The sequence below is a fragment of the Flavobacterium sp. GW823-FHT06G12 genome (genome assembly GCF_058794775.1).
This window is the reverse complement of sequence record NZ_JBXAHE010000002.1, coordinates 154,560-175,674: the sequence shown is the minus strand read 5'-3', so window position 1 is coordinate 175,674 and position 21,115 is coordinate 154,560. Positions and strand designations below refer to the sequence as shown.

19 protein-coding genes and 1 tRNA gene are annotated in these 21,115 nt (G+C 28.6%); 11 read left to right on the top strand and 9 right to left on the bottom strand.

Annotated features, from left to right (window positions below; genetic code table 11):
• Positions 1 to 6: 6 nt before the first annotated feature.
• On the top strand, positions 7 to 774 hold the full coding sequence (locus AC1Q5Z_RS07700) for an amidohydrolase (RefSeq protein ID WP_343585127.1): 768 nt from the start codon (positions 7 to 9) through the stop codon (positions 772 to 774).
• Here the strand turns inward: AC1Q5Z_RS07700 and AC1Q5Z_RS07695 are convergent.
• Positions 771 to 2,459 carry an Ig-like domain-containing domain gene (locus AC1Q5Z_RS07695; protein ID WP_278020237.1) on the bottom strand — a complete coding sequence of 563 codons (1,689 nt, stop codon included), beginning with the start codon at positions 2,457 to 2,459 and terminating at the stop codon, positions 771 to 773. The two genes, AC1Q5Z_RS07700 and AC1Q5Z_RS07695, sit on opposite strands and share 4 nt — an antisense overlap.
• A gap of 174 nt (positions 2,460 to 2,633) precedes the next feature.
• Between AC1Q5Z_RS07695 and AC1Q5Z_RS07690 the strand changes: the two genes are divergently transcribed.
• The 6 genes from AC1Q5Z_RS07690 (at position 2,634) to AC1Q5Z_RS07665 (ending at position 8,690) form a co-directional block, all read left to right on the top strand.
• Positions 2,634 to 3,638: a hypothetical protein gene (locus tag AC1Q5Z_RS07690; RefSeq protein WP_492444229.1), complete on the top strand. Its 1,005-nt coding sequence runs from the start codon at positions 2,634 to 2,636 to the stop codon at positions 3,636 to 3,638.
• A complete protein-coding gene (locus tag AC1Q5Z_RS07685; RefSeq protein ID WP_492444227.1) occupies positions 3,598 to 5,958 on the top strand; it encodes a hypothetical protein in 2,361 nt (786 codons plus the stop codon). Before AC1Q5Z_RS07690 ends, AC1Q5Z_RS07685 begins: the two co-directional genes overlap by 41 nt.
• 10 nt (positions 5,959 to 5,968) lie before the next feature.
• On the top strand, positions 5,969 to 6,373 hold the full coding sequence (gene mce, locus AC1Q5Z_RS07680; protein ID WP_492444225.1) for a methylmalonyl-CoA epimerase: 405 nt from the start codon (positions 5,969 to 5,971) through the stop codon (positions 6,371 to 6,373).
• Between the two features lie 146 nt (positions 6,374 to 6,519).
• Positions 6,520 to 6,593: transfer RNA gene (locus AC1Q5Z_RS07675), tRNA-Ile, on the top strand.
• Between the two features lie 278 nt (positions 6,594 to 6,871).
• Entirely contained in the window at positions 6,872 to 7,156 is a 285-nt protein-coding gene (locus AC1Q5Z_RS07670; protein ID WP_492444224.1) for a hypothetical protein, read from the top strand.
• A 562-nt stretch (positions 7,157 to 7,718) separates the two neighbouring features.
• Positions 7,719 to 8,690 (top strand): hypothetical protein, encoded by a 972-nt coding sequence (locus AC1Q5Z_RS07665; RefSeq protein WP_492444223.1) that lies wholly within the window; start codon positions 7,719 to 7,721, stop codon positions 8,688 to 8,690.
• 273 nt (positions 8,691 to 8,963) lie between these two features.
• Here the strand turns inward: AC1Q5Z_RS07665 and AC1Q5Z_RS07660 are convergent, their stop codons facing one another.
• From AC1Q5Z_RS07660 to AC1Q5Z_RS07645, 4 genes are all read right to left on the bottom strand, one after another.
• Complete coding sequence (locus tag AC1Q5Z_RS07660) at positions 8,964 to 9,452, bottom strand: DUF1281 family ferredoxin-like fold protein (RefSeq protein WP_492444222.1); 489 nt, start codon at positions 9,450 to 9,452, stop codon at positions 8,964 to 8,966.
• Positions 9,453 to 10,033: 581 nt separating this feature from the next.
• Positions 10,034 to 10,744, bottom strand: coding sequence for a hypothetical protein (locus tag AC1Q5Z_RS07655; protein ID WP_492444221.1), 711 nt, complete (start codon positions 10,742 to 10,744; stop codon positions 10,034 to 10,036).
• An 85-nt stretch (positions 10,745 to 10,829) separates the two neighbouring features.
• Complete coding sequence (locus AC1Q5Z_RS07650) at positions 10,830 to 11,141, bottom strand: hypothetical protein (RefSeq protein ID WP_492444219.1); 312 nt, start codon at positions 11,139 to 11,141, stop codon at positions 10,830 to 10,832.
• 176 nt (positions 11,142 to 11,317) lie between these two features.
• The gene (locus AC1Q5Z_RS07645; RefSeq protein WP_492444218.1) at positions 11,318 to 11,869 is read right to left on the bottom strand and encodes a hypothetical protein; all 552 of its coding nucleotides are present in this window, start codon (positions 11,867 to 11,869) and stop codon (positions 11,318 to 11,320) included.
• A gap of 156 nt (positions 11,870 to 12,025) precedes the next feature.
• On the opposite strand from AC1Q5Z_RS07645, the gene AC1Q5Z_RS07640 reads away from it, so the two are divergent.
• The 3 genes from AC1Q5Z_RS07640 to AC1Q5Z_RS07630 all read left to right on the top strand — a co-directional run bounded on the left by AC1Q5Z_RS07640 (position 12,026) and on the right by AC1Q5Z_RS07630 (position 13,623).
• Positions 12,026 to 12,271, top strand: coding sequence for a helix-turn-helix domain-containing protein (locus AC1Q5Z_RS07640; RefSeq protein ID WP_492444216.1), 246 nt, complete (start codon positions 12,026 to 12,028; stop codon positions 12,269 to 12,271).
• Positions 12,272 to 12,546: 275 nt separating this feature from the next.
• Positions 12,547 to 12,723: a hypothetical protein gene (locus tag AC1Q5Z_RS07635; RefSeq protein ID WP_492444214.1), complete on the top strand. Its 177-nt coding sequence runs from the start codon at positions 12,547 to 12,549 to the stop codon at positions 12,721 to 12,723.
• Between the two features lie 306 nt (positions 12,724 to 13,029).
• The gene (locus AC1Q5Z_RS07630) at positions 13,030 to 13,623 is read left to right on the top strand and encodes a recombinase family protein (protein ID WP_492444213.1); all 594 of its coding nucleotides are present in this window, start codon (positions 13,030 to 13,032) and stop codon (positions 13,621 to 13,623) included.
• A gap of 150 nt (positions 13,624 to 13,773) precedes the next feature.
• On the opposite strand, the gene AC1Q5Z_RS07625 is transcribed toward AC1Q5Z_RS07630, so the two are convergent.
• From AC1Q5Z_RS07625 to AC1Q5Z_RS07615, 3 genes are all read right to left on the bottom strand, one after another.
• On the bottom strand, positions 13,774 to 14,394 hold the full coding sequence (locus AC1Q5Z_RS07625) for a hypothetical protein (RefSeq protein ID WP_492444211.1): 621 nt from the start codon (positions 14,392 to 14,394) through the stop codon (positions 13,774 to 13,776).
• A gap of 3 nt (positions 14,395 to 14,397) precedes the next feature.
• Positions 14,398 to 17,475, bottom strand: coding sequence for an N-6 DNA methylase (locus tag AC1Q5Z_RS07620; RefSeq protein WP_492444210.1), 3,078 nt, complete (start codon positions 17,473 to 17,475; stop codon positions 14,398 to 14,400).
• 402 nt (positions 17,476 to 17,877) lie between these two features.
• On the bottom strand, positions 17,878 to 19,374 hold the full coding sequence (locus tag AC1Q5Z_RS07615) for a tyrosine-type recombinase/integrase (RefSeq protein WP_492444208.1): 1,497 nt from the start codon (positions 19,372 to 19,374) through the stop codon (positions 17,878 to 17,880).
• Between the two features lie 299 nt (positions 19,375 to 19,673).
• Between AC1Q5Z_RS07615 and AC1Q5Z_RS07610 the strand changes: the two genes are divergently transcribed.
• Positions 19,674 to 20,093: a very short patch repair endonuclease gene (locus tag AC1Q5Z_RS07610; protein ID WP_198855380.1), complete on the top strand. Its 420-nt coding sequence runs from the start codon at positions 19,674 to 19,676 to the stop codon at positions 20,091 to 20,093.
• Here the strand turns inward: AC1Q5Z_RS07610 and dcm are convergent.
• Positions 20,090 to 21,076, bottom strand: coding sequence for a DNA (cytosine-5-)-methyltransferase (dcm, locus tag AC1Q5Z_RS07605; RefSeq protein WP_492444206.1), 987 nt, complete (start codon positions 21,074 to 21,076; stop codon positions 20,090 to 20,092). The two genes, AC1Q5Z_RS07610 and dcm, sit on opposite strands and share 4 nt — an antisense overlap.
• Positions 21,077 to 21,115 lie beyond the last annotated feature (39 nt).

Genomic DNA, 21,115 nt, shown 5'->3' with positions numbered 1-21,115 from the left:
TTAAAAATGAAAATTGCTTTAATCCAAACCGATCTTTTTTGGCAGAATGCCAGTAAAAACCGAGAAAACTTTGATTCAAAAATCAATGAAATTCAATCGGAGGTAAATCTAATTGTGCTTCCTGAAATGTTTTCGACCGGATTTACAATGAATGCTTCTGAAGTTGCGGAAACGATGCAGGGAGACACGATTGAATGGATGAAATTGAAAGCAAAACAAAAAAATGCAGCTGTTGCAGGAAGTGTTGTCATTACAGAAAATGAAAAATATTACAATCGTATGATTTTTGTTTTTCCGTCAGGCGAATTTCAATATTACGATAAGCGACATTCGTTTTCGCTCGCAGGCGAAGACAAGGTTTATACGTGCGGAAATCAAAAAGTTATTGTCGATTATCTAGACTGGAAAATATGCCTTCAGATTTGTTATGATTTGAGATTTCCTGTTTTTGCACGAAATGTAGAAAATTACGATCTCATTTTATATGTTGCCAATTGGCCAAAAGTGCGCACCAATGCTTGGGATGCTTTGCTAAAAGCCCGCGCTATAGAAAATCTTTCGTATGTAGTTGGAGTAAATAGAATTGGTAATGATGCTCACAATTATGAACATACTGGGCATTCGCAGGCGATAGATTTCTTAGGAAATTATGTTTTAGAACCGCAAGAAAAAAATGGTGTTTTTGTCATTGAATTAGACAAAAACACCATGTATGAAACGCGTAAAAAATTAGACTTTTTAAGCGATAAAGATCAGTTTGAAATTAAACTCTAGAAAGCTTTCCGTTTCTTTTCTGCTTCTTTTTTCTTTTTATCGTCTTCTTTTTTCTCGACTGCTGGATTAAACGGAATGCTCAGGTCAATTGTTTCGTTCCGATCCCAATTGGCGCGGACATCAAATTCCTCCTGATTGTAAAATACTTCTTCGGCATATTTCTTTTCTAAGAAACTACCTGTATCATATTGCTTGTTTTTGTTGTCATCGTAAATAACGCGAACAGTAAATACATCTGGTTGCAGTAGATTGAATTCTAATGTAGTTGCACCTTCAGAATACCCTTCTGCCAAAACAACGTCTCCTTTTTTATTGGTCAATTCGACAATTATAGGAAAACGTTTTACATTTTTAAGAGTCAAAATAATATTTCCGTAATCGGCATATTCTTTTGTACTTAGTTTATAAGACAAAGTATCGTTTGATTTTTCATAGAAATCGGTCAAAGCACCTGGCAAGAAAGTGAAACTATATTTGTCTAAAGGCTCTTTTTTGAAATCAATGTAAAGTTTCTGGTCAAATTCATCATATTCTGTTGTATAAGGAACAGCAATAGAGTCTTTGTTTATTAATGTAATTTTAGATTTGTCAAATTTTACCAGTGGCGTTTCGGTTTCTAAAGTAAAACGTTCTCTAAAATTAATCTGCCCATTTTGTAGTGCTTTAATATTTAAAGTATCTTTTTTCAAAGCTTTAATCTTGAAAGAAAACTTTTTATTATAACTTCCTTTTTCAACTTCCATCGATAAAGAATCTACTTTTATAGGTTTGTACCAAACTTGAAGCGAGTCTTTTTTAGGGAATTGCGTTATAATAGTTTCCAGAACCTCATTGCCGTTTTTAAGAACAACTTTGGGTTTCGAATTCTTGAAATTCTGTTTTCCTTCATAAGGAAGATATAGGCGATTTCCTGAAGCCTGAATAGGTTTGAAAACTTTTAGAGGCAATGTTTCTTTAAACAATTCTAAGTCATAAACAGAATCTGTCGGAATGGTAATGTAATTTTTCAAAAATCCGATTTTATCATCTTTCGGATTAAATTTGTTGTTCGATCCTTTGTCTTTTAATGCTACTAAAAGATATTTTCCTTCTTTTAAATTTTCAAACTGAAAAGTTCGCATGCTGTCCAGAGTGTTAGTTATGTAACGAGGAAATTCTTTGTAAATAGTAGAATCTTTGAATTTGTCATTTACTTCGTATAACATTACAGAAACGAAATTGTCGACATATTTTCCGTAAGAATCTTTAATTCTTCCGCTCAGTTTTAAGGAATCAATATAAGGTCCAGTAGAGAAAACATATTTAAACTGATTTAAAGGATTCCCTTCATTATTATCCGTAATTGCTTGTCCGAAATTGAAACTATAAGTCGTGTTTGGCTGTAAAGTATCTCGAATTTGAATCTTTATAAACTTACTAACATTCGTAGGAGTGATTAACGGCTCATTTTTTAAAGGAGGAGAAATAATTAGCTGTTTGTTTGTGTTTTTAAGTTTGACATATTCGTCAAAATTTAAAGTGATAGTATTTCCTTTAAAATCGGTTGAAAAATTTTTAGGAATGCTCGATATTAAAACAGGTGGCAATGTATCTTTTAAACCGCCGGTAATGCTGCCTCGTTTGGCACAGCTTATCATTGAGATTAAAATTATAAATGCAATGTATTTTAGAGTGTTTTTCAACATAATGGTTTTTCAATTTGATTGCACAAAATAACGATTATATTTGCTTTAATCGAAATTTTTTAGCCATTTATTAGGATTTGGCACTTTTAGATTCCTTCTAAGTTTTTAGGGTTTCAAACGCTTTAAGGCGATATAATTTCTTACTTTTGCTCTAAAATATAATTATCTAAAGTTTTGTTTAAGCGTTTTTTTTTAGTTTCGTTTCTCTTTTTAATGCTGTCATGCACTAAAAGTGAAAAGCCAGTAATCTCTTTTTATTACTGGAAAACAATTTTCAAATTTTCAAAAACAGAAAAAGAAGCATTAATCAATAACAATGTTCAAAAACTTTATATACGATATTTTGACATTGGGCTTCATCCAGAATCAAATTTTCCAATTCCGATAAGTCCTGTTCGTTTTGAAGAAAATCCCAAAGTATATAAAATTGTTCCGGTTGTTTTTATTCAGAACAAAGTCATGTTGCAACCCAATTTGGATGTAAACGATTTGGCTCAAAAAACGTTTGGTTTTATCGAGCAAATCAATATTAAAAACAAAATTGAGTGTCAGGAAATTCAAATTGACTGCGATTGGACTTTAAAAAGCAAAGAGAATTACCTGAAATTTATTGAGGTTTTTAAAAAGCTTTCGAAAAAGAAACTTTCTGCGACGATTCGATTGCATCAAGTGAAATACTTCAAAAAGACAAAAATTCCAAATGTCGATTCTGGAGTTTTGATGTATTATAATATGGGATCAATTGCGCCCGATTCTCTAAATTCTATTTATGATAGGAAAGTGGCAGAAAAATATCTTAAAAGTTTAAAAAGATATCCGCTACATTTAGATTTTGCGTTTCCAATTTATTCGTGGGGAGTTCATATAAGAAATAACAAAGTAATTGGGCTTCGTTCTAAAATGAATAGCAGCCAACTAGAGAAAGATTCCAATTTTGAAAAAACAAGTCCGATTTTTTTCAGAGTAAAACAATCCAATTATAAAAATGGAGTTTTTTATGAAGAAAATGATCTCTTGAAAATAGAAGAAATAAAACCAGAAGATTTAAAAGAAATGGCAGAAGATTTGCAAGATCATCTTGTTGAAAAGCCAAACGAAATTATATTTTACGATTTAGACGAATTCAATTTAAACAATTATGAAAAAAATACTTTTAAGCAGATTATTTCTTGCTTCTAGTGCCGTTTTGCTTTCTGCATTCGGAATTATATACGCCTGCGCAGATGGAGATTGGGATTATTTAGGTTCTTACAATTCAAATTTTACTCCAGAAACTTTTGCTGATAAATCGTATTCACCTTTGTTTTTGTCGGGTGGAATTTTCTACGGAATTGGTTTTGATACTCAACACAATTCTCGTTTTAATAAAAATATAAAATCAGATTGGGCAGATTATTTAAAAGGAAAAGTTGATACGACAACGGTCAATTATTTTTTAATTGGAGATGAAAAGCCAAGATATTATTCTGATGGCAAAAATACCATCAAAAACAAAGAAGAAATAGAAGACTTGCATGTTTATTATAAAACGAAAAAGGAAAATAAAAGCACGCAAAAATGGGGCAAAAAGCTTAATCTGAAAGATGAGAAAGTGAAGAACTTTGTCGAATTTCTGTATTTAGCCCAAAAGATAGAAACGGTTTCAATTGGTGAAGATTATTGGAGTTATGATCCTGTTGTGGCAAAAACTTTCAATGATGCCAAAATGATTCAGTCCATAGAAAATGTGTATAATACTTTGTCGGATCCGTTTTTGAAAAACAGATATTGGTTCTTGACCATGAAAGCTCGTTTCTATAGTAACGACAAACAAAAAGCAATTGATTTTTTTAATAAAACAGAAAGCTCAGTTGCTAAAAATACTTTGTATTATCGCGCTTTGGCATATGTTGCTGGAATTAATTATAAGCAGAAAAAATTTGCGACTTCGAATTATTTATACGCTCAAGTTTTTGATAAATGTCCAGAATTAAGAGTGGTTACAGCTTATAGTTTTAAGCCAAAAAATCAGTCAGATTGGACTAAGGCTTTGGCAATGGCAAAAAATAATAAAGAAAAAGCGGCGCTGTGGGCAATTCACGGATATTATAAAGATGAAAAACAAGCCATTGAAAAAATCTACGAATTGGATCCAAAAAGCGAACATCTAAATTATTTAGGGACAAGATTGGTTAATTCGCTAGAACAAAAAATAAATAATTCGTTTCAGGTCGATGGGCAAGGAGAAAATCAGAAACCGAAACCGCAGACTGTTGCCGAAAATAAAGCAGAAAATAAAACAAAAGTAGACAATAGCGCTGTTGATTTGATAGCTAAAATTTCTGCTGCTGGAAATACTGAAAAGCCATATTTGTGGGATATTGCAATTGGATATCTTCAAACGCTAAAAGGCGATTATGCAAATGCAGATAAAAATTACAGTAAAGCTGAAAAAACGCTTCCGAAAACAGAATTGGCAGGAATGCAACTTCGCTTATTGCGTTTTGTAAATAATTTAAGTAAGATCGATAAACTGACAGATAAAAATGAGAAAACCATTCTAGCCGATTTGAATTGGCTGTATTATGAACTTCCTAAAAATTATAAAGGAGACACATTTCGTTATCAAAATGCTTCTTCATGGAGCAGAAGTTATTTGTCGCATTTGTATAAAGAAAAAGGAGATCAGGTTATGGCAGAAATTTATGGAGAATCACGCTATAGTTATTGGAACGATGGAAATGCATATTATGACAATGAAAAAAATCTGCTTGCAATAAAAGGCTTTTTAGAAAAATCTAATAAATCTGAAATTGAGAAAATTGGTGCAGGAATTTATAGTCTGAAATTGAAAGACATTAATAACTTTCAGGCGGTTCAAGCGACTTTCAAAAACAAAATTCCAGAAGCGATTGCATTTATGCAACAAACAGATTCTGTTCAGTATGTTAAATTCTTAGGAAATCCGTTTAACGGGAATATAAAAGATTGCCACGATTGTGAACATGCGGCATATCAGAAAAAGAAATATACTTACATGGATTTCTTGACGACAATAAAATCTATGCAAGATAAATTAGCGCAGAAAGAAGATGTTTATACGAACAGCCTTTTGCTAGGAAATGCGTTTTACAATATTTCTCATTTTGGAAACGGAAGAACTTTTTATGAAATGAGCATTGTAGGTTATGGTTCAAGTCCGTATTCATTTAGAGATTCGATGAAAGAAATGATTACAAATAATTCGGTTTCTAAAATGTATTACCAAAAAGCATTTGAGGCAGCTTCGAACAAAGAACAAAAAGCAAAATGTTTGTATTTGATTTCGAAATGCGAAAGAAATGATTATTACAATAAAAAATACAGCGCGGTAAATAGTTATTGGGAAATTCAAGATGATAAAGTTAATTTTATTGCCTGGAATTCATTCAAAGCCTTAAGAAAAGATTATTCGGATACTAAATATTATCAGGATGTAATTGCAGAATGCGGTTATTTTAGAACATACACAAATCAATAAATTTGAAGAGATGGTAAACAAAATAGAACATATCGGGATTGCGGTAAAAAACATGGACGATGCGAATGTTTTGTTCGAAAAAATGCTTGGCGTTCCGTCTTATAAAATGGAAGCTGTAGAAAGCGAAGGTGTATTGACTTCTTTCTTTCAGACTGGAAATAACAAAATCGAACTTTTGGTCGCAACAAGCCCTGAAAGTCCGATAGCAAAGTTTTTGGAGAAAAAAGGAGAGGGTATCCATCACATTGCTTTTGATGTTGATGATATCGAAGCTGAAATTGTACGTTTAAAAAGTGAAGGTTTTGTCTTAATTAATGAAGTTCCGAAGAAGGGAGCCGATAATAAATTGGTCGTTTTTCTTCATCCAAAGAACACAAATGGTGTTTTGGTTGAGCTTTGTCAAGAAATTAAATAAAAAAATGTCATTTTAATTTTTGAATAAGACGTTGAAAATCAATTTCGTTTTTGAGATTCAAAAAAAGATTTAAAATAAAATACAAATGATGTCTTAAAATATTTGGAGTGAATGAAAAATAGTAGTAATATTGCATCCTCTAAACCGGTCCTATAGCTCAGCTGGTTAGAGCACCTGACTCATAATCAGGTGGTCCCTGGTTCGAGCCCAGGTGGGACCACTTTAATAAACACTTTAACAAGTTGTAAAACAACAAGTTAAAGTGTTTTTTGTTTTTAAGGTGTAAAACAAAGTGTAAAACAATCCTCGACTTATCTTTTCTGGTCAACTTTGTAAGTCAGCTACTATTTTCCGTTTTGTAATTACTTGTGTTGACATATACATGCAAAATTGGCACGTAACTATAAAAAATCCATCTTCTTAAAAAAGATACATTTTCAGTTTTATATATAATTTAAGGTTGAACTAAATCAACTCACAAAAAAATAAATACAGAAAATGAAAAAAAGATTACACACCAGTTTCATTAAGTTTATTGTTGAGAAATACGACAAAGAAATTCAAGAGCTTCCAGAAGAAGAAACTAATTATCGTAAAGATATCAGTGATGAATATGACGAAATAATGAATTACGGTGATGAAGAAAATGACGAGGTTCAAGACAAAAAAGAAACAGTGAAAAATGATGGTGAAAGTATAGATGACCTGATTACTCAATATCTTTCATTAGTAAAAAAATATAAGATACAAGCAGATGGTAACATTCTTAATGAAAGAAAATAGGAAGTATTATGATATTGAAACAATGCGACAAATTCTAAATGTATCAAAGTCTAAAATTCAAAGAGAACTGAAAAAACAGGTTACTGAAATAGTCAAGTATAAAAATTTACATCTTTATAACGAACATACTCTGTTTAACTTGATGGAAGTAATTCTAATAGAAAAATTAGAAAAGATGAATGATTAACTATCACAAAATTAAAAACTTGAAAGATAAGGTCGCTATAAACAAAGAAAAGTTACAGTTAGAAACCGATGTGAAAAAGAAAGAAAAGTTGCGGTGTATAATTCAAATAGACATTTTAAAAATAAAACTTGAAAGATTAAACTGAGATCAACAAAAAAAAGAATGTTTTTTGCCATTTTTTTTGTTGATCTCATCTACACCATAAAGTATTTATATTGAAGTTTCAAGAAGTTTAAAAAGCGAGCAACAATAAGATGATACAATATAAAAAAAATACAACTTACTTGCTCATTTAAATTTAATAGTTAGTTTCTAATAAATAAGTGGAAACAAAATGACATCGCTTTTATATAAATAATAGAAAAATTTATTATTATGAAAGTTATACTCCCCCAAGAAGTCATTAATTGTATTTCTAAAATAGGAAATAAAACCGCACAGAAAAACGGTTATAAAATTTACATTGCATTGACCTCAATGTCTAAAAGACAAAATAAACACGGATATTTCCCTGTTCCATCCACTTATTTGGAAAAGATAAATAAACGCTACAAAAGAACCCTAAACGCTTTACAAGAAGCAAAGATTATAAAACCGTATACTAGAATAGAACAACATCCTCAATTATTATTTGAAAGTATAGAAAAGAAATATTACAATGTATCAAGGGGAATTTGTATGAAATACAAATTCCTAATTGACATTACAAAAGGAATTATTGAAGATATAGATTTTGAGAACAGAAGGAAATATAGATGGTATTCCATAATCGAAAATTCAATGACTGAACTTGGTTATGAAGGAAAGATTTCAAGAGATACTTTTGGAAGGCGAGTACATCATCCTGTAATACGAATTTATAAAAAAGATTTAAAAAATAAAGGATATGCAATTATAGACGCAAAATGTTCTCAGCCAAAACTCCTTTTAAATATTTTGAAAGAAAATGGCATTGTAGATAAAAATTACGAAGAAGCTTTTGAAGATGATTTTTACTGTTATTTAGATCAAGAGTTAAATGTAGGTAGTAGAAAAAAAGCTCAGAAATTATTTATGTTTTTCTTAAATTCAAGTGGTTATGTTCCGAATAATAAAATTCATCTTCTGTTCCCAGTAGTTTCAAAATTTATAGCAAATCTAAAAATCAAAAATTACAAAGATGTTTGTTCTTATTTACAGAGAGAAGAAAGTAAAATATGGATTGATGATTTACTTGAAAACATCCCAAGTGATTTCGCTTTACCTATTCACGATTGTTTGATAGTAAGAGATAGAGAAGCTTATGAAATACTAGATTACTGTAAAAGGAAATATGAAAATATAGATTTTGAGATTTCTTTTTTATAATGCATAATTCAAAATTCTCTCCCAAAAAGCACAAATTATGATCTAAAAGTGGTATTGTATGTTTTACAAAATAACGTCCCAAAAGCGCTCTATTCAAGCCATAACAAATAAAAAAGCGATTTGACTAATATCAAATCGCTTTTCATTTTATAAAACTTTTCAGTTTTATATTTCTGTTCTTTCTTCTATTATCTTCAAATGATAAATTGTTAAAAATATTATCCATGTTTAAGAATTATAAACTACATATTCAAAATAAAGTTATATTACTCTTTAATTTATAATGTTGCCTGATTTTTCATCAAGAAGGAATTCCAACATTTCACAGTATTCCCATTCCTTATTATTATACAAACAGTTACCAGAGTCCTCTAAAAACTCAAATTTATCAAAATCATCATTATTTAATTCAATGATGTCTGCCTTTGAATTTCCTGTTATATATGTTGCTTTTCCAAAAATACTCATACATAATTCGTGATATGAAACTTCAAAATCAAGATTGAAATGATTTGCAATTTCAATTAAGACTTCCACGTTTGGAGCCCATCTTGTTTCATAATTTAGTTCTATACTTTCGTCTTCTTTTTTGTCTATGATGATATTAAAAAAATAACCATCATCATCTCTGACAAAAAGAGGAAGTTGCCCTTCACCTGTCTGCTTACCGTCTTTAATCATTTTTTCAAAAAGAGTATTAATCTCTTTTATCTTACTTTCTGTTCCCTGAAAAGTTACTGAATTTTGTGCCCAATTTGCCATAATTATTATTTGTTAGTTTTGTTTTTTATTTTTAATTGTTCTATTTGTCCCCCATTTTGTACGACTCCAACTTAACTAAATTATTCTAAACCATTGTTTCATTAATCATTGTAGTTCTGCAAGTCCATTTGATGTATTTGAAAGCTCTTTTTTTCATTTCTTTCATTTTTTGTATATTTTATATTTTTAATTTAGTACTGATTTTTAAGCATAGAAATCCTGCCTCGCATAATGCGAATTTTTAAAAAATAGAATTCTAATTATTTGAATATTAAAGCTCTAAATGATTATTCAGAGTTGTTGTTTTTGATTTCTTTGGCAAAGATATAATGAAGAATCTTTGAAAAAAACAAAGAAAAATTTGGAAATATTGCACCTCAATAAAGTGATTTTTAGTGTTGAGGTATATCTTTATAGTTGAGGTGTTTTTGAGAAATGTTAAAATTTAGTTTATTTTTCTTTTCTTTCTGACCAAAGAGAATGACATAAATCATCTATCATTTTTTTACTTGTTTTTATACAATTATGAATTCATAAAAAAAGCGGGAAAATCATCCCGCTTTTTTATAGATATTTTATCTTTAATTTTTCCAATAATTAAAATTTGGAAATTCTTTTTTTAGACCATCTAAAATTTTATAAAGTTTATCCTGAGAAAGTCTATCTAATTTCCAACCACCATCAATAGTTTTGAAAGAATTTGGCATACACATAGGTTGTGAAGAAGGATTTTTATGAGAGAACTCTTTTCCATTCATATAGTGCATGGTTACTGTTAAACTGTAAGTTTCATTAGCGAATATTGTGATGCTGTAATCTATAATTCCCTTCTTGTTTTTGCATTCTTTGTAGTTTTTAATAAAAATAAAGTTAGCGCTATTGTTTTTTTCAGTTTTTATATACTTATAAGTGTTGGGCTCTCCGTTTTCGTAGTCAATATCTTTAACGATTGTATATTCATTACCGGTCTTTTCTTTTACTATTGCGTGAACTAACCAACCATTTTTATATGTGTTTTTTCTAATTATAGTGTCATGTTGATCCTTTATTATACAAACTCCGGTGAATATTTCTTTACTATCTTTTTTTGTTACTCCTTTAATAATGTATGGGTTTTCTAAACTTCCAATGTCCCATTCATCTTCATCACTAAGCTCTGAACAATTACAATTCTCGACAAGATTTTTCATTTTTTTATTTCCATTTTTTTCTTCTTTATCATTGTCTTTTCTTCCGCAAGAAAATAAAAGAATAGTAAATATCACTGCTGATAAAATTTTTAATATTTTCATGTTTTTTTAATAATTGTTTTCTACTCTTTTGGTTTTTCGATTACACCCCGTTTTTATTTTGGTTTCTGAACTCCAAATATGAATTCTAATGATTAAATTTCAGTTCAAATCGATTTCCTTTTTTCTTAAAACAATATATTCGATTGTTTCCGCTATCTGTATCAATAGCCTCAAAGTGATACTCTAAATTTTTCGTAATTTCTTTTACTGATGTTTCGTCATAATTGAATTCTTTTGTACCTCCTTCGTTTACATTAAAATATAATCTACCTTTTATTGCCTTAACATTAATACAGAAAGTTGGACTTGAACCATCCTTGTTCACTTTTACAGCATAACTGTCAACAAATATTTCTCGATTAATTTCATGTTTCGTCTTTTTATCAATAATTTCCACGATTCCTGATTTAAGAGGATTTAAGCTTATATATAGGCAAATAGAAATTAGCATTAGTATTACTACTAACAGTCTATTGTGTTGTTGCATACTCTAAAAAAATATAATAGTATTTGCTCTTTAAGTTTTATGATTGGCACTTTTTTTAAGATGAAATCAATGAATAGGTTTTTGTGCTAATAATTGAATTTTAGCTCAAAACGATTGTTTTTTTTCTTAAAATGATATGTACGACTGTTGCCGTTATCTAAATCATGAGCCTTAAAATCGTATTGAATGTTGTTTTGAACCTCTTTTGCGGATGTCTCTTCGTAATAAGAGTTTATCGACCCTCCTTCATTTATAATAAATTGTAGTTTACCTTTTACAATGCTTACATTAGTGTAAAAAATAGAATTCATTCCGTCAATATTGATTTTTACTGTATAGTTGCCAATAAACTGTTTTCTATTGATAACTGTTTTATTGTTGCTTGAAGTTCTTGCGTTGTTATTGATAGCTTCCCATCCGTTTTCAGTCTTTATCATACCCAGATTTTTCCTTGATTCTATTTGGTTAATTTCTTCTTCTCCTAGAAATTCAGATTCTGTGTATTCTTCTGATACGTTTTCTTCATTATTGACTTCCTGCTGTTGCGCATTGGGAAAAGATGGCGTCTGAGCATATCCAATACTGCTCATAAATAGGAATAAAATAATAGTTCTCATTGGTGATAGATAAGTTTTCATATTAGTGATGATTTAGCATTTAACAGCTTTTTTAATTGGTTTGTAAGAATTTCATCAACAAATATATAAAAAAGCTTCTTTAACTAATCATACATGATTAGATAAATGGTCGATAATTAGAGGAATTTTACATTCTTAATCATAGTTTGTAAAATTTTGATATATACCAAGGATACAGAATATCTAATACGATTCGGAAAACATCTAAAAAAGGTGAGAGAAGAAAAAGGTATCTCCCAAGAGGAGCTAGCAAACTTAGCAGAAGTTTCATTACCTCAGATTACTAGAATCGAGAGAGGTACTATAAATCCAACAATATGTACAATTAAATCCTTGGCTAAGGGCTTAGATGTTGAAACATCATGGCTGTTTAGATTTGAAAATGAAAATTTGAATCTTTGAGTAGCTTACTTAATATTACGCCCTAACTTCTCACTAAAAAAATCTTCTCTTTTTACCTCAAAGTGATTTTTAGTGTTTCAATATCTATTATTATAATTTAGATGTTTTGAGAAATGTTATTTGTTTTTATACTTCGGGTTTATTAAATATTTTTCCTATATATTTGAAAATAAATCACTATAAAAATTCGTGCATAAACTTTACTTAGATTAGATATGTAAAATTTTATCAAGTATATGTAGTTAGCAGACATTCTAAATCAGCAAAATTGGAAAATGATAGATAAATCAATAAATTCAGGACCAGAAGCTCATAATGGGTTTGCATTACAGAGAAATACTGCTATTTATTTACTTTTAGATAATTATATCAGTAAGTTTAAAGATAAAGACTATTTTGTTTGTCTTGAACATCATGATGATTTCACGGTGTCCGCGATAAAAGGAATTTAAAATTGCGCCTACAAATAATTATGATATGCATATAAATCAGAGATTGGGTTAAAATAAAAATAAATTCTTAATAGTTAATACAGTGGATTTAGGTAATTGACTTAATGGGAGTTTGAAACAATAAACTACAATGTTACTCCGAATTTCCTTCTTGTATTAAAATTAAACTATACTCATATCAGGTTACAATTAAGGCGTAACTTAATTCCATTTTACTGAGTTTATATTGTATCAAAAACAACCACCTTAAATTAGGTACAATTAAGAAGGCTCCTTATCTTTGTTTCAATCAAAAAACAAAGAATAATGAAAATCGCAAAATATATTAGGACCAGTACAATCGAGCAATCAACTTTAAGACAAGAAAACACTACACACAAAACTTATATTGATAAATGCTCCGGTTCTATTCCATTTAACGAGCGTCCCAGCGCAATTAAATTATTGAACGATATATCAGCCAAAAAAGTGGAAACTTTACACGTTCATTCTATTGATAGATTAGGGCGTAATGCTTATGACATTCAAACCACCTTAAATACGTTAAACAATCTCAACATTAATGTATATGTAGAAAACATTGGTTTATATTCTATGATTGAAAACAAACCTAATTCTATATTTAAAATGATTACTGATGTTTTAAGTAATGTTGCTGAAATGGAAAGAAGTTCTTTATTGGAAAGACAAAAAGAAGGAATTTTAATAGCGAAAGCAAAAGGAACTTATAAAGGGCGTCAAATGAACACAAATGAAACAACAGAGCAGTTTTTGTCGAAGTACAATCAATCACATTTGGAATTAATCAAAGATGGAAATTATTCAATTAGAAAGCTCGCATCTATTACCAATTTGTCAAACAATACAATTGTTAAGATTAGAAAAATATTACAATCATAGCAAGCAAGAAGCATATAATGCTAAAATAAGAAGCCACTTTGTTGAGTGGCTTCTTATTTGGTTAAATGTATAATCTATTGTTTTTTATAAACAGAACATTTAAAAAATGGATATTATCATTTTTTTTTATTTTATAACAAACTAGATTCCTCAATTAGGAGCTGAGATTATTTTACTTGAAAAATCTAACATTAGATGATATAATATTATTTTTTTACTTGATTTTGTCAGATGCCTTGACACATAAGTATAATCATAATCATCAATGAAATTTTGATGAGACAAATCATTAAAGTAGTTTGAATTTGTTTTAATATCAATTTGTTTTACAACAAAACCCATCATTGCATTTGCTTCTTGATAAGTATGATATTTTTCATCAATAAATCTACTTATACCATTATCAATATAATAATCATTATAGGTTTTATCTCCTTTAATTCTTTTACATTCAATATAATAATAAGGATTAAAATCTCCCTTCATTGTTTTTACCATATTAAGCACCCTAATATCAACCCTACCCGTTTCTGTTTGAATTTCTTTATCAAATTTAAATTCAACAATGTCAAGTTCTTTTTTTAATGCGTAATTATCAAGGTATTCGTCAGAAATAAATATATCTCTAATATCATTTTCATTATTATTGACTAAAATATTTGATAACATAATTTTCAAATAGCATTTGTAAACAGAATTTAAAATAAATTTCAAATCCCTTTCCTTGTAATCAAATGAAAATAAAAATTTTGATGCATTAATTTTACTCATCTTTTATACTTTTGAGTTATGTAATGCATCGATAAATTCAGATAAATCTAAGTAGGCCAAAGCAGTATGCCAAGACTTAAATTGATTTGGTTTTGCAATATAAAAGAAATCATCTTCAAACCCTTTTACATCTTTTTGCATAAATAGATTATAACTTAAATTTTCAAAACTAAGTTTTGAAATAAACTTTAATAATTCTTTGTCGTTTTCTTTTTTCCAAAGGATATTATTTTTTTCTTTTGAAGGTTCTGAAATTACTTTAAATTTTATCATAATTGTATGATTAGAATGTAATATCTCTACTTCGAAATATTTATTATCAGAGTTAAATCTTTTCCCAAAATGATTAATAAATACTTGTGCATAATCTTCAAGTATACCCCCTTTAAAAGGTATTTTACTTATCACTTTTTTTCTTTCAACTTCTTTACCTTTGAGTAATGGGATAGTAATCGTATTAGTATAATCTATTAGATTTTCTTCTTGTTTTGAAAGATCAAATAAATTATAAAGTTCTTCCTCTATTTTTATTTTTCCTTTTTCCAATTCACTTTTCAAAAAATTGTCTTGCATGAAATTTGTAAAAAAATCAGCAGAAATTTTTTCAACTTTGCTAACTTCTCTAACAAGTTTCTCGCTTATAACATAAGGCACTTCCCATTTTTCTTCATCATGTGTTTGTTCTCTCTCAATTCCAGTAGACGAACCATTTTGAATAATAAAGTAGGCAAAAAACGAGGAATTCAATATTCCAGAAATTGATTTTAATTGTTTTATTCCATCAGCTTCAATAGCTTTAATTGCAGTTAAAGAACTTTTAAACAATGCATCTTCATATAATATAGAACTTACAGCTTTAAAAACATTTGTAGTTCCCTCGGTTATTAATAAAGAAGGAGCATTAAATATTGTCGCATCCTCAGGAAAATACCCAACATCTCTACCATCCCAATTTTCTAAATTTATTTTAGTATAAAATGGTCTTAAAAAAGTTTTATAGTCTGTAAAAGCATCTCTTGTCTCTCCTTTTTGATTGATTTTCTTTTCTAAGGAGCCTAAGAATTTATAATTTGTAAATTGTTTAGTATTTGTTTTTTTATTCGCATCATTAAATTTCAATCCTTGCCCTTTTATAAACTTGGACTTATCTGATGTAATAGATTTTATATTTTTAAAATCTTTTCTTAATCTAGTAATTAAGTAATAGTCTAAAATATTACCATAAACCAAAGTTTTCCATATCCAGTCTTCATCTATAAAATAACTCTGTAATAGTTCTTTGCAATCATATTTTTCAATAACTATTAATTTAAAGGTTTCAAAAAACAAATTAGGCTTTAATGATATATGTTTTATAATATTCTTTCTACTTTCTTCAACATTATTTGATTTACTATAAAATATAATTGTTGCCGGAGCAACTGCCTTGTCATTTGATTTATCAAAAATTTGATGTCTTACAGAAGACAATTCAAACACTTGATTAATTTTAAACTTATTTAAAAAATAATTTCTAAAAACTCCATTTTTTTCAAGCTTGTATAAAATTTTACTTGTTACTATAAACGCCGTTTCAGAAAAATTGAAATCACTAACTCTCACAAGAAAGGCTTCTGCTATCTCTCTGTGAACTATTTCTAGGTTACTGTCTTCTTCAATTTTTCTATTTTCAATATATCTTTCAAATAATTGTTTTTCCTTATTATGCTTAGTTGCCCAAGGTGGATTTCCTAGAACAAACTGAAAAAAGTTGTTTTTTAAAATAATCTCATGATCCCCATTTATATTAAAAAAATCATCAACAAAGAAATTAGAGCCTATTAAAACAGGAAACTTAAAACCGACAATACTTCTTGGTGTTAAGTAATCTAGTAGAGTTATATACAAGGAAAAAATAGCTACACTTATGGCATTTTCATCTTTATCAATACCAAATATATTGTCTTGAAGTAGTTTTTTTAAAATATTTTTATAACTATCATAGGATTCATCAGTATGAAAATTAGGATTGAGTTTTTGATACTGAGTAATAATTTGTCTCAAACTTTCCACCAAAAAAATTCCTGAACCACAGGCAGGATCTAAAACTTTACAATTATATGTGGTAGAATTCTTGTGAAAATATTTTGTTATTGTTTGCTGTTGGATATAATCTACCAAAAAAAGCGGAGTGTAATATGCTCCTTGCTTTGCTTGATTTTCAACCCCAATGAATTTCTCATAAACATTACTAATAAATTCTATTGGAATAATTGAAAAGTCATATATATCAAATAATGAAACCTGAGTAACGCCATTATTTAAATTATCACCTTTCAGCAAACTAATAATTAATTCTAAGTGAGAATCATTTACAAAATCATCTTCTTGAATTGTTACATTATCAATATCATATTGCAAAGGAAATAGATTCCCATTAAAATCATTTCTAACTTGTTTAAAAAAACTATATGCTTTTCCTTTTTCTGAAAGAAGATTGTAAAAATCCTCTTTTTGCAAAATTTTATATTTTTTAAGTTCTACTTTTCGATCTATTAAATACCTAGTAAAAATAACTCTACCTATTAAAGAATTTGCGATTTTAGAATGTAAATTTCCTTTACTTGGTGAAGTAAGTATATTTCTTGCATCCTCAATGTTCTTTAATAAAAAATAATCAACCCTATTTTTATTTTCAAATCTAGACTTATACTTCTCCCAAGTCTCTCCTGTAATAATTTTAAAATACTCAAAATCTGAAATATTATTTGAGTCAGCTAAATTTTCTAATTCTTTATTTCCTTCAAGTAATCTAAAACCGTTTTTAACAACCCATTGATTATTTTGTTTAATAATAATGGCTGGGGATTGATTAAAATTCCAAATTTGTTTTTGTAGTATCTCTAAATTTTCTGGATTTTCAAAAAATAAAATTAAAGGCTCATTATTAATACAAAAAAAGGCATCTGGCTTTATTTTAAGCAAAGATTCTTTAACTCTATTTGTAAAAACACCGAACGTATCTGCTTCAATATCAGAAATATAAAATAACCCATCCTTTTCAATTAGGTCTAATTTTTCTAATATTAATTTTAAACTCATAATTATTTTTTTCTAATTCACAAACTTAACTATTATTATATATTTTTTCACGCAAAATGAAAACTATTTAGTAGATAATTTTAATACACATCATAAATCAACTCCCCATATTCAGTACACATAATTTCAAAATACTTGTGATACCTTGAAACATATTTATATGCAATTATATTTTTTAACACAAAAAAAGCCACTACAAAACAGTAATAGCCTTTTAAAATTATTTCAAAATTAATATTCCCACTTTTTTTACAATTGTTCCCACTTTTCAATAAATAAAAACACAAAAAACTATTATTCAGCAAATTAAATTGATAAAATTTCTTTCTTATCGTTTGACATATTAGCTTTGTCAATCAATTAAGGATTTTTAATGATTTATTTTTTAAATACAATTTTATTTTAATAAATCGTCAAAAAACCATCATTCATGCTCTCATTACTTTCCTCAATTCTTTGATATAAAAATTCATCAACATAGTGTTCTGTCATTGATAAACTACTATGCCCTAAATTTTTTGAAATTGTATAAATATCTTTGTTTGTAGTTTCAATCATTAAACCCGTATAGGAATGTCTTGCCAAATGACTCGTAAAGACAATATTTAAACCGCATTTCTCTTGTAATTTTTTTAATTGTTTGTTGTAATAAGCAGTTTTTGAGGACATTTGATTGTATTGGTATTTTGAAAGAGTGTTTTTTTCAGAATTAAATTTAACATTCTCAAATATTTTATTGTCAAGAATAGGGAAAATAAATTTATTAGAATTTACTTTCGCAAAATTCACAATTTCAATAATAAGGGCAGTTCTCAGTTTAAATTTAATTTCACTTATTACTTTCAACCATTTATTTAAATAATCTTCCAATTCGGTTAATTTTTGTTTGTCTTCTGGTTTTGTTGATTCACTTAAAAACAGGAATTGAAAAATGTTTTCTTTTTGTAATTTTTGATAGTGTTTCTCTATTTCTCTATAATTCAAGTTATATTCAATATTGTTTATGGTAAAATCAAATTTATTATTTAAAATTTTCTCGCCATTCAAAAAATAATCCGTTAATCTTAATAGTATTATGAAGTTTAATGGAATTTTATGTGGTTTTTTAGTTTTGAACTGGTGAAATACAATCTCACCTGTTATCAGATTTTCCCATCTTAAAGTCATTAAATCACTTACCCTAATTCCTTGTGCAAAAATTTGAAAAATGAAATAATTTTTACAATTATAAAGAGGGTCTTTTTTTTCAATTGCACTTCTCAAAAGTATTTCGATATCCTTTTTGCCAAGAGTTTTTTTATTAACTGGTGCAGATTTTATTTTTAAAGAAAGAAAAGGGTCTTTACTTGGAACAAATTTGTCAAATTCAACTCCTTTGTTGTAAACATTTTTTATTTTTTTTATATACTTTATACGGGTGTTTACTGATATTTGTTTTTCTATTAAATTGGTTTCAAAATCTCTGATAAAAGAAGTTGTTAATTCGCTAAAATGAAGGTCTTTCTTATTGATTTTGTCTAAATAAGCTGTTAGGTGTTTAAAACTAGTGAGATGAACTTTGTATGTTCCAATCTCGTTTCTTTTGTTATAATATTCTAATTGATTTTTGAAAAACTGAATAAAAGAAACCGTCTCATTATTTACATCAGTATTGATTGCTTCATCAGGGAAATCTTTTTTTCTTAACTCAATAATTTTTCCCTCAATTTTTAAATTAAGTTCTTTATGATCTGAATGGGTAGTACTGATCGAACCACTTTTTAATAAATCTTTTACCTTCATTGAAACTCCCAAAGAGAAATAAGTGGATTTTCTGTTTTCTGTTCTTCTTATTTGAAGAATTCCAAGGGGGTCTTTTGGATATTTTTTTTTGACACAGGGTTTATAAGTGATTTTCATATCATATTGTTTAAAATCAAATGTAGTGTAAAACAAGTGTAAAACAAAATATGCCAATGTTTGATTTTTTTGTTTTTTACCTTATTGATAGTGAGTTATTTGGGTTTTTGTTTTTGTGACTTTGTATTACAGGTGGGACCACTCTTTTAGAAACACAAAGCCTTTACAGAAATGTAAAGGCTTTTTTGTTTTTTGACACTTTGTAAGTGTGAAAAATGAAATTTTCCGCATCAAAAATTAAATTTCACTTTTCCTAAAATCCCTTAACTTTATCCATCCAAAACAAATTTAATCTTCAGATGGATAGATTAACTCCAGAACAGAGGAGGAAAACTATGCAGGCGATAAAAAGTACTGCTACAAAAGGCGAAGTAAGGCTTGCTAAAGCGTTATGGAAATTAGGTCACAGATATCGAAAAAATAATAAAAAGGTATTTGGAAGGCCTGATCTTACTTTTGCCAAATATAAAATCGCCATTTTTGTCGATAGCGAGTTTTTTCATGGAAAAGATTGGGAAACGGAGCAGCTGAGAATTAAAACGAATCGCGAATATTGGATTCCGAAAATTGAAAGAAATATACAGCGAGATGAAGAAGTCAATGCTTTTCTGGTTTCTGAAAATTGGACTATTTTGAGGTTCTGGAGTAAAGAAATTGAAAAAAATCTGGAAGTTTGCTTGGCAAAAATAGAAGGAACAATTATGCTTTTAAGTATTTAAATTTTTTCGGCTTTTAATTGTGTGGTTTCAGCCTTCTCAATGCATTTGAATATTTCGGTGGCAAGTCTTTCTATAACAGGCATGCTTACTGAGTTTCCAGCTTGTTTGTAAAGGCTGGAATTTGAAATTTTAGGCAATTTATAATGATCAGGAAAGCCTTGAAAACGAAAACACTCTCTTGGCGTTAATTTTCTAAAACCAAATTCAGTTGTGATAATGGGAACATTGTGACCGCCAGTTCCCATATTTGCGGTTAACGTGGGACAAACTTCTTTCTTATTTTCTCGTACATATTGCCTTCTGAACTGATAAATTCTATCTTTTCTCACAACAGATTCTTTCAGCATGTTGTACATGTATTTGTCTTCGGTGTAATAGAATTTTTTATCGACTTTTTCTTTTGTGATTAAATCGGTAACTTTTTTGGTTAATTCTTCTTTTTCGGGAAAATTGAATTTAAAACCTTTTTTGACGAAATCTTTGTCAAACGCAACCATGAAAATTCGTTCTCGATTGTGCGGAATGTTTCCGAAATCTTTTGTGTTTAAGATAGCGCTGTCAAAAGTATAATTGCGTTTTTTTATTTCTCGCTGAATTACTTTCATGGTGTTTCCTTTGTCGTGGCCTTTTAGGTTTTTGACATTTTCAAGAAATACTACTTTTGGTCGCATTTCGTCAATAAAATCTAATATTTTAAAGAAATGATTTCCTCTACTGTCTTTAAAACCTTTTCTATGGCCAGCAAGAGAAAAGGGCTGGCACGGAAATCCAGCAGTAAGAATGTCAATTTTATGGAGATCTTTTGCCTCAAGTTGCATTACATCGCCTTCGATAAGAGTATGTTCGAAGTTATTTCTGTAGGTAACGCAAGCTTTTTTGTCAAATTCATTCGCCCATTCTAATTTAAAACCTGCATTTTCAAAACCTAGACAAATGCCGCCAACACCTGCGTATAAACTTCCGACTGTATATTGGTTTTTCATTTGCTTGATTGAGGGTTGTTAATTGTTTTAAATTTGAGT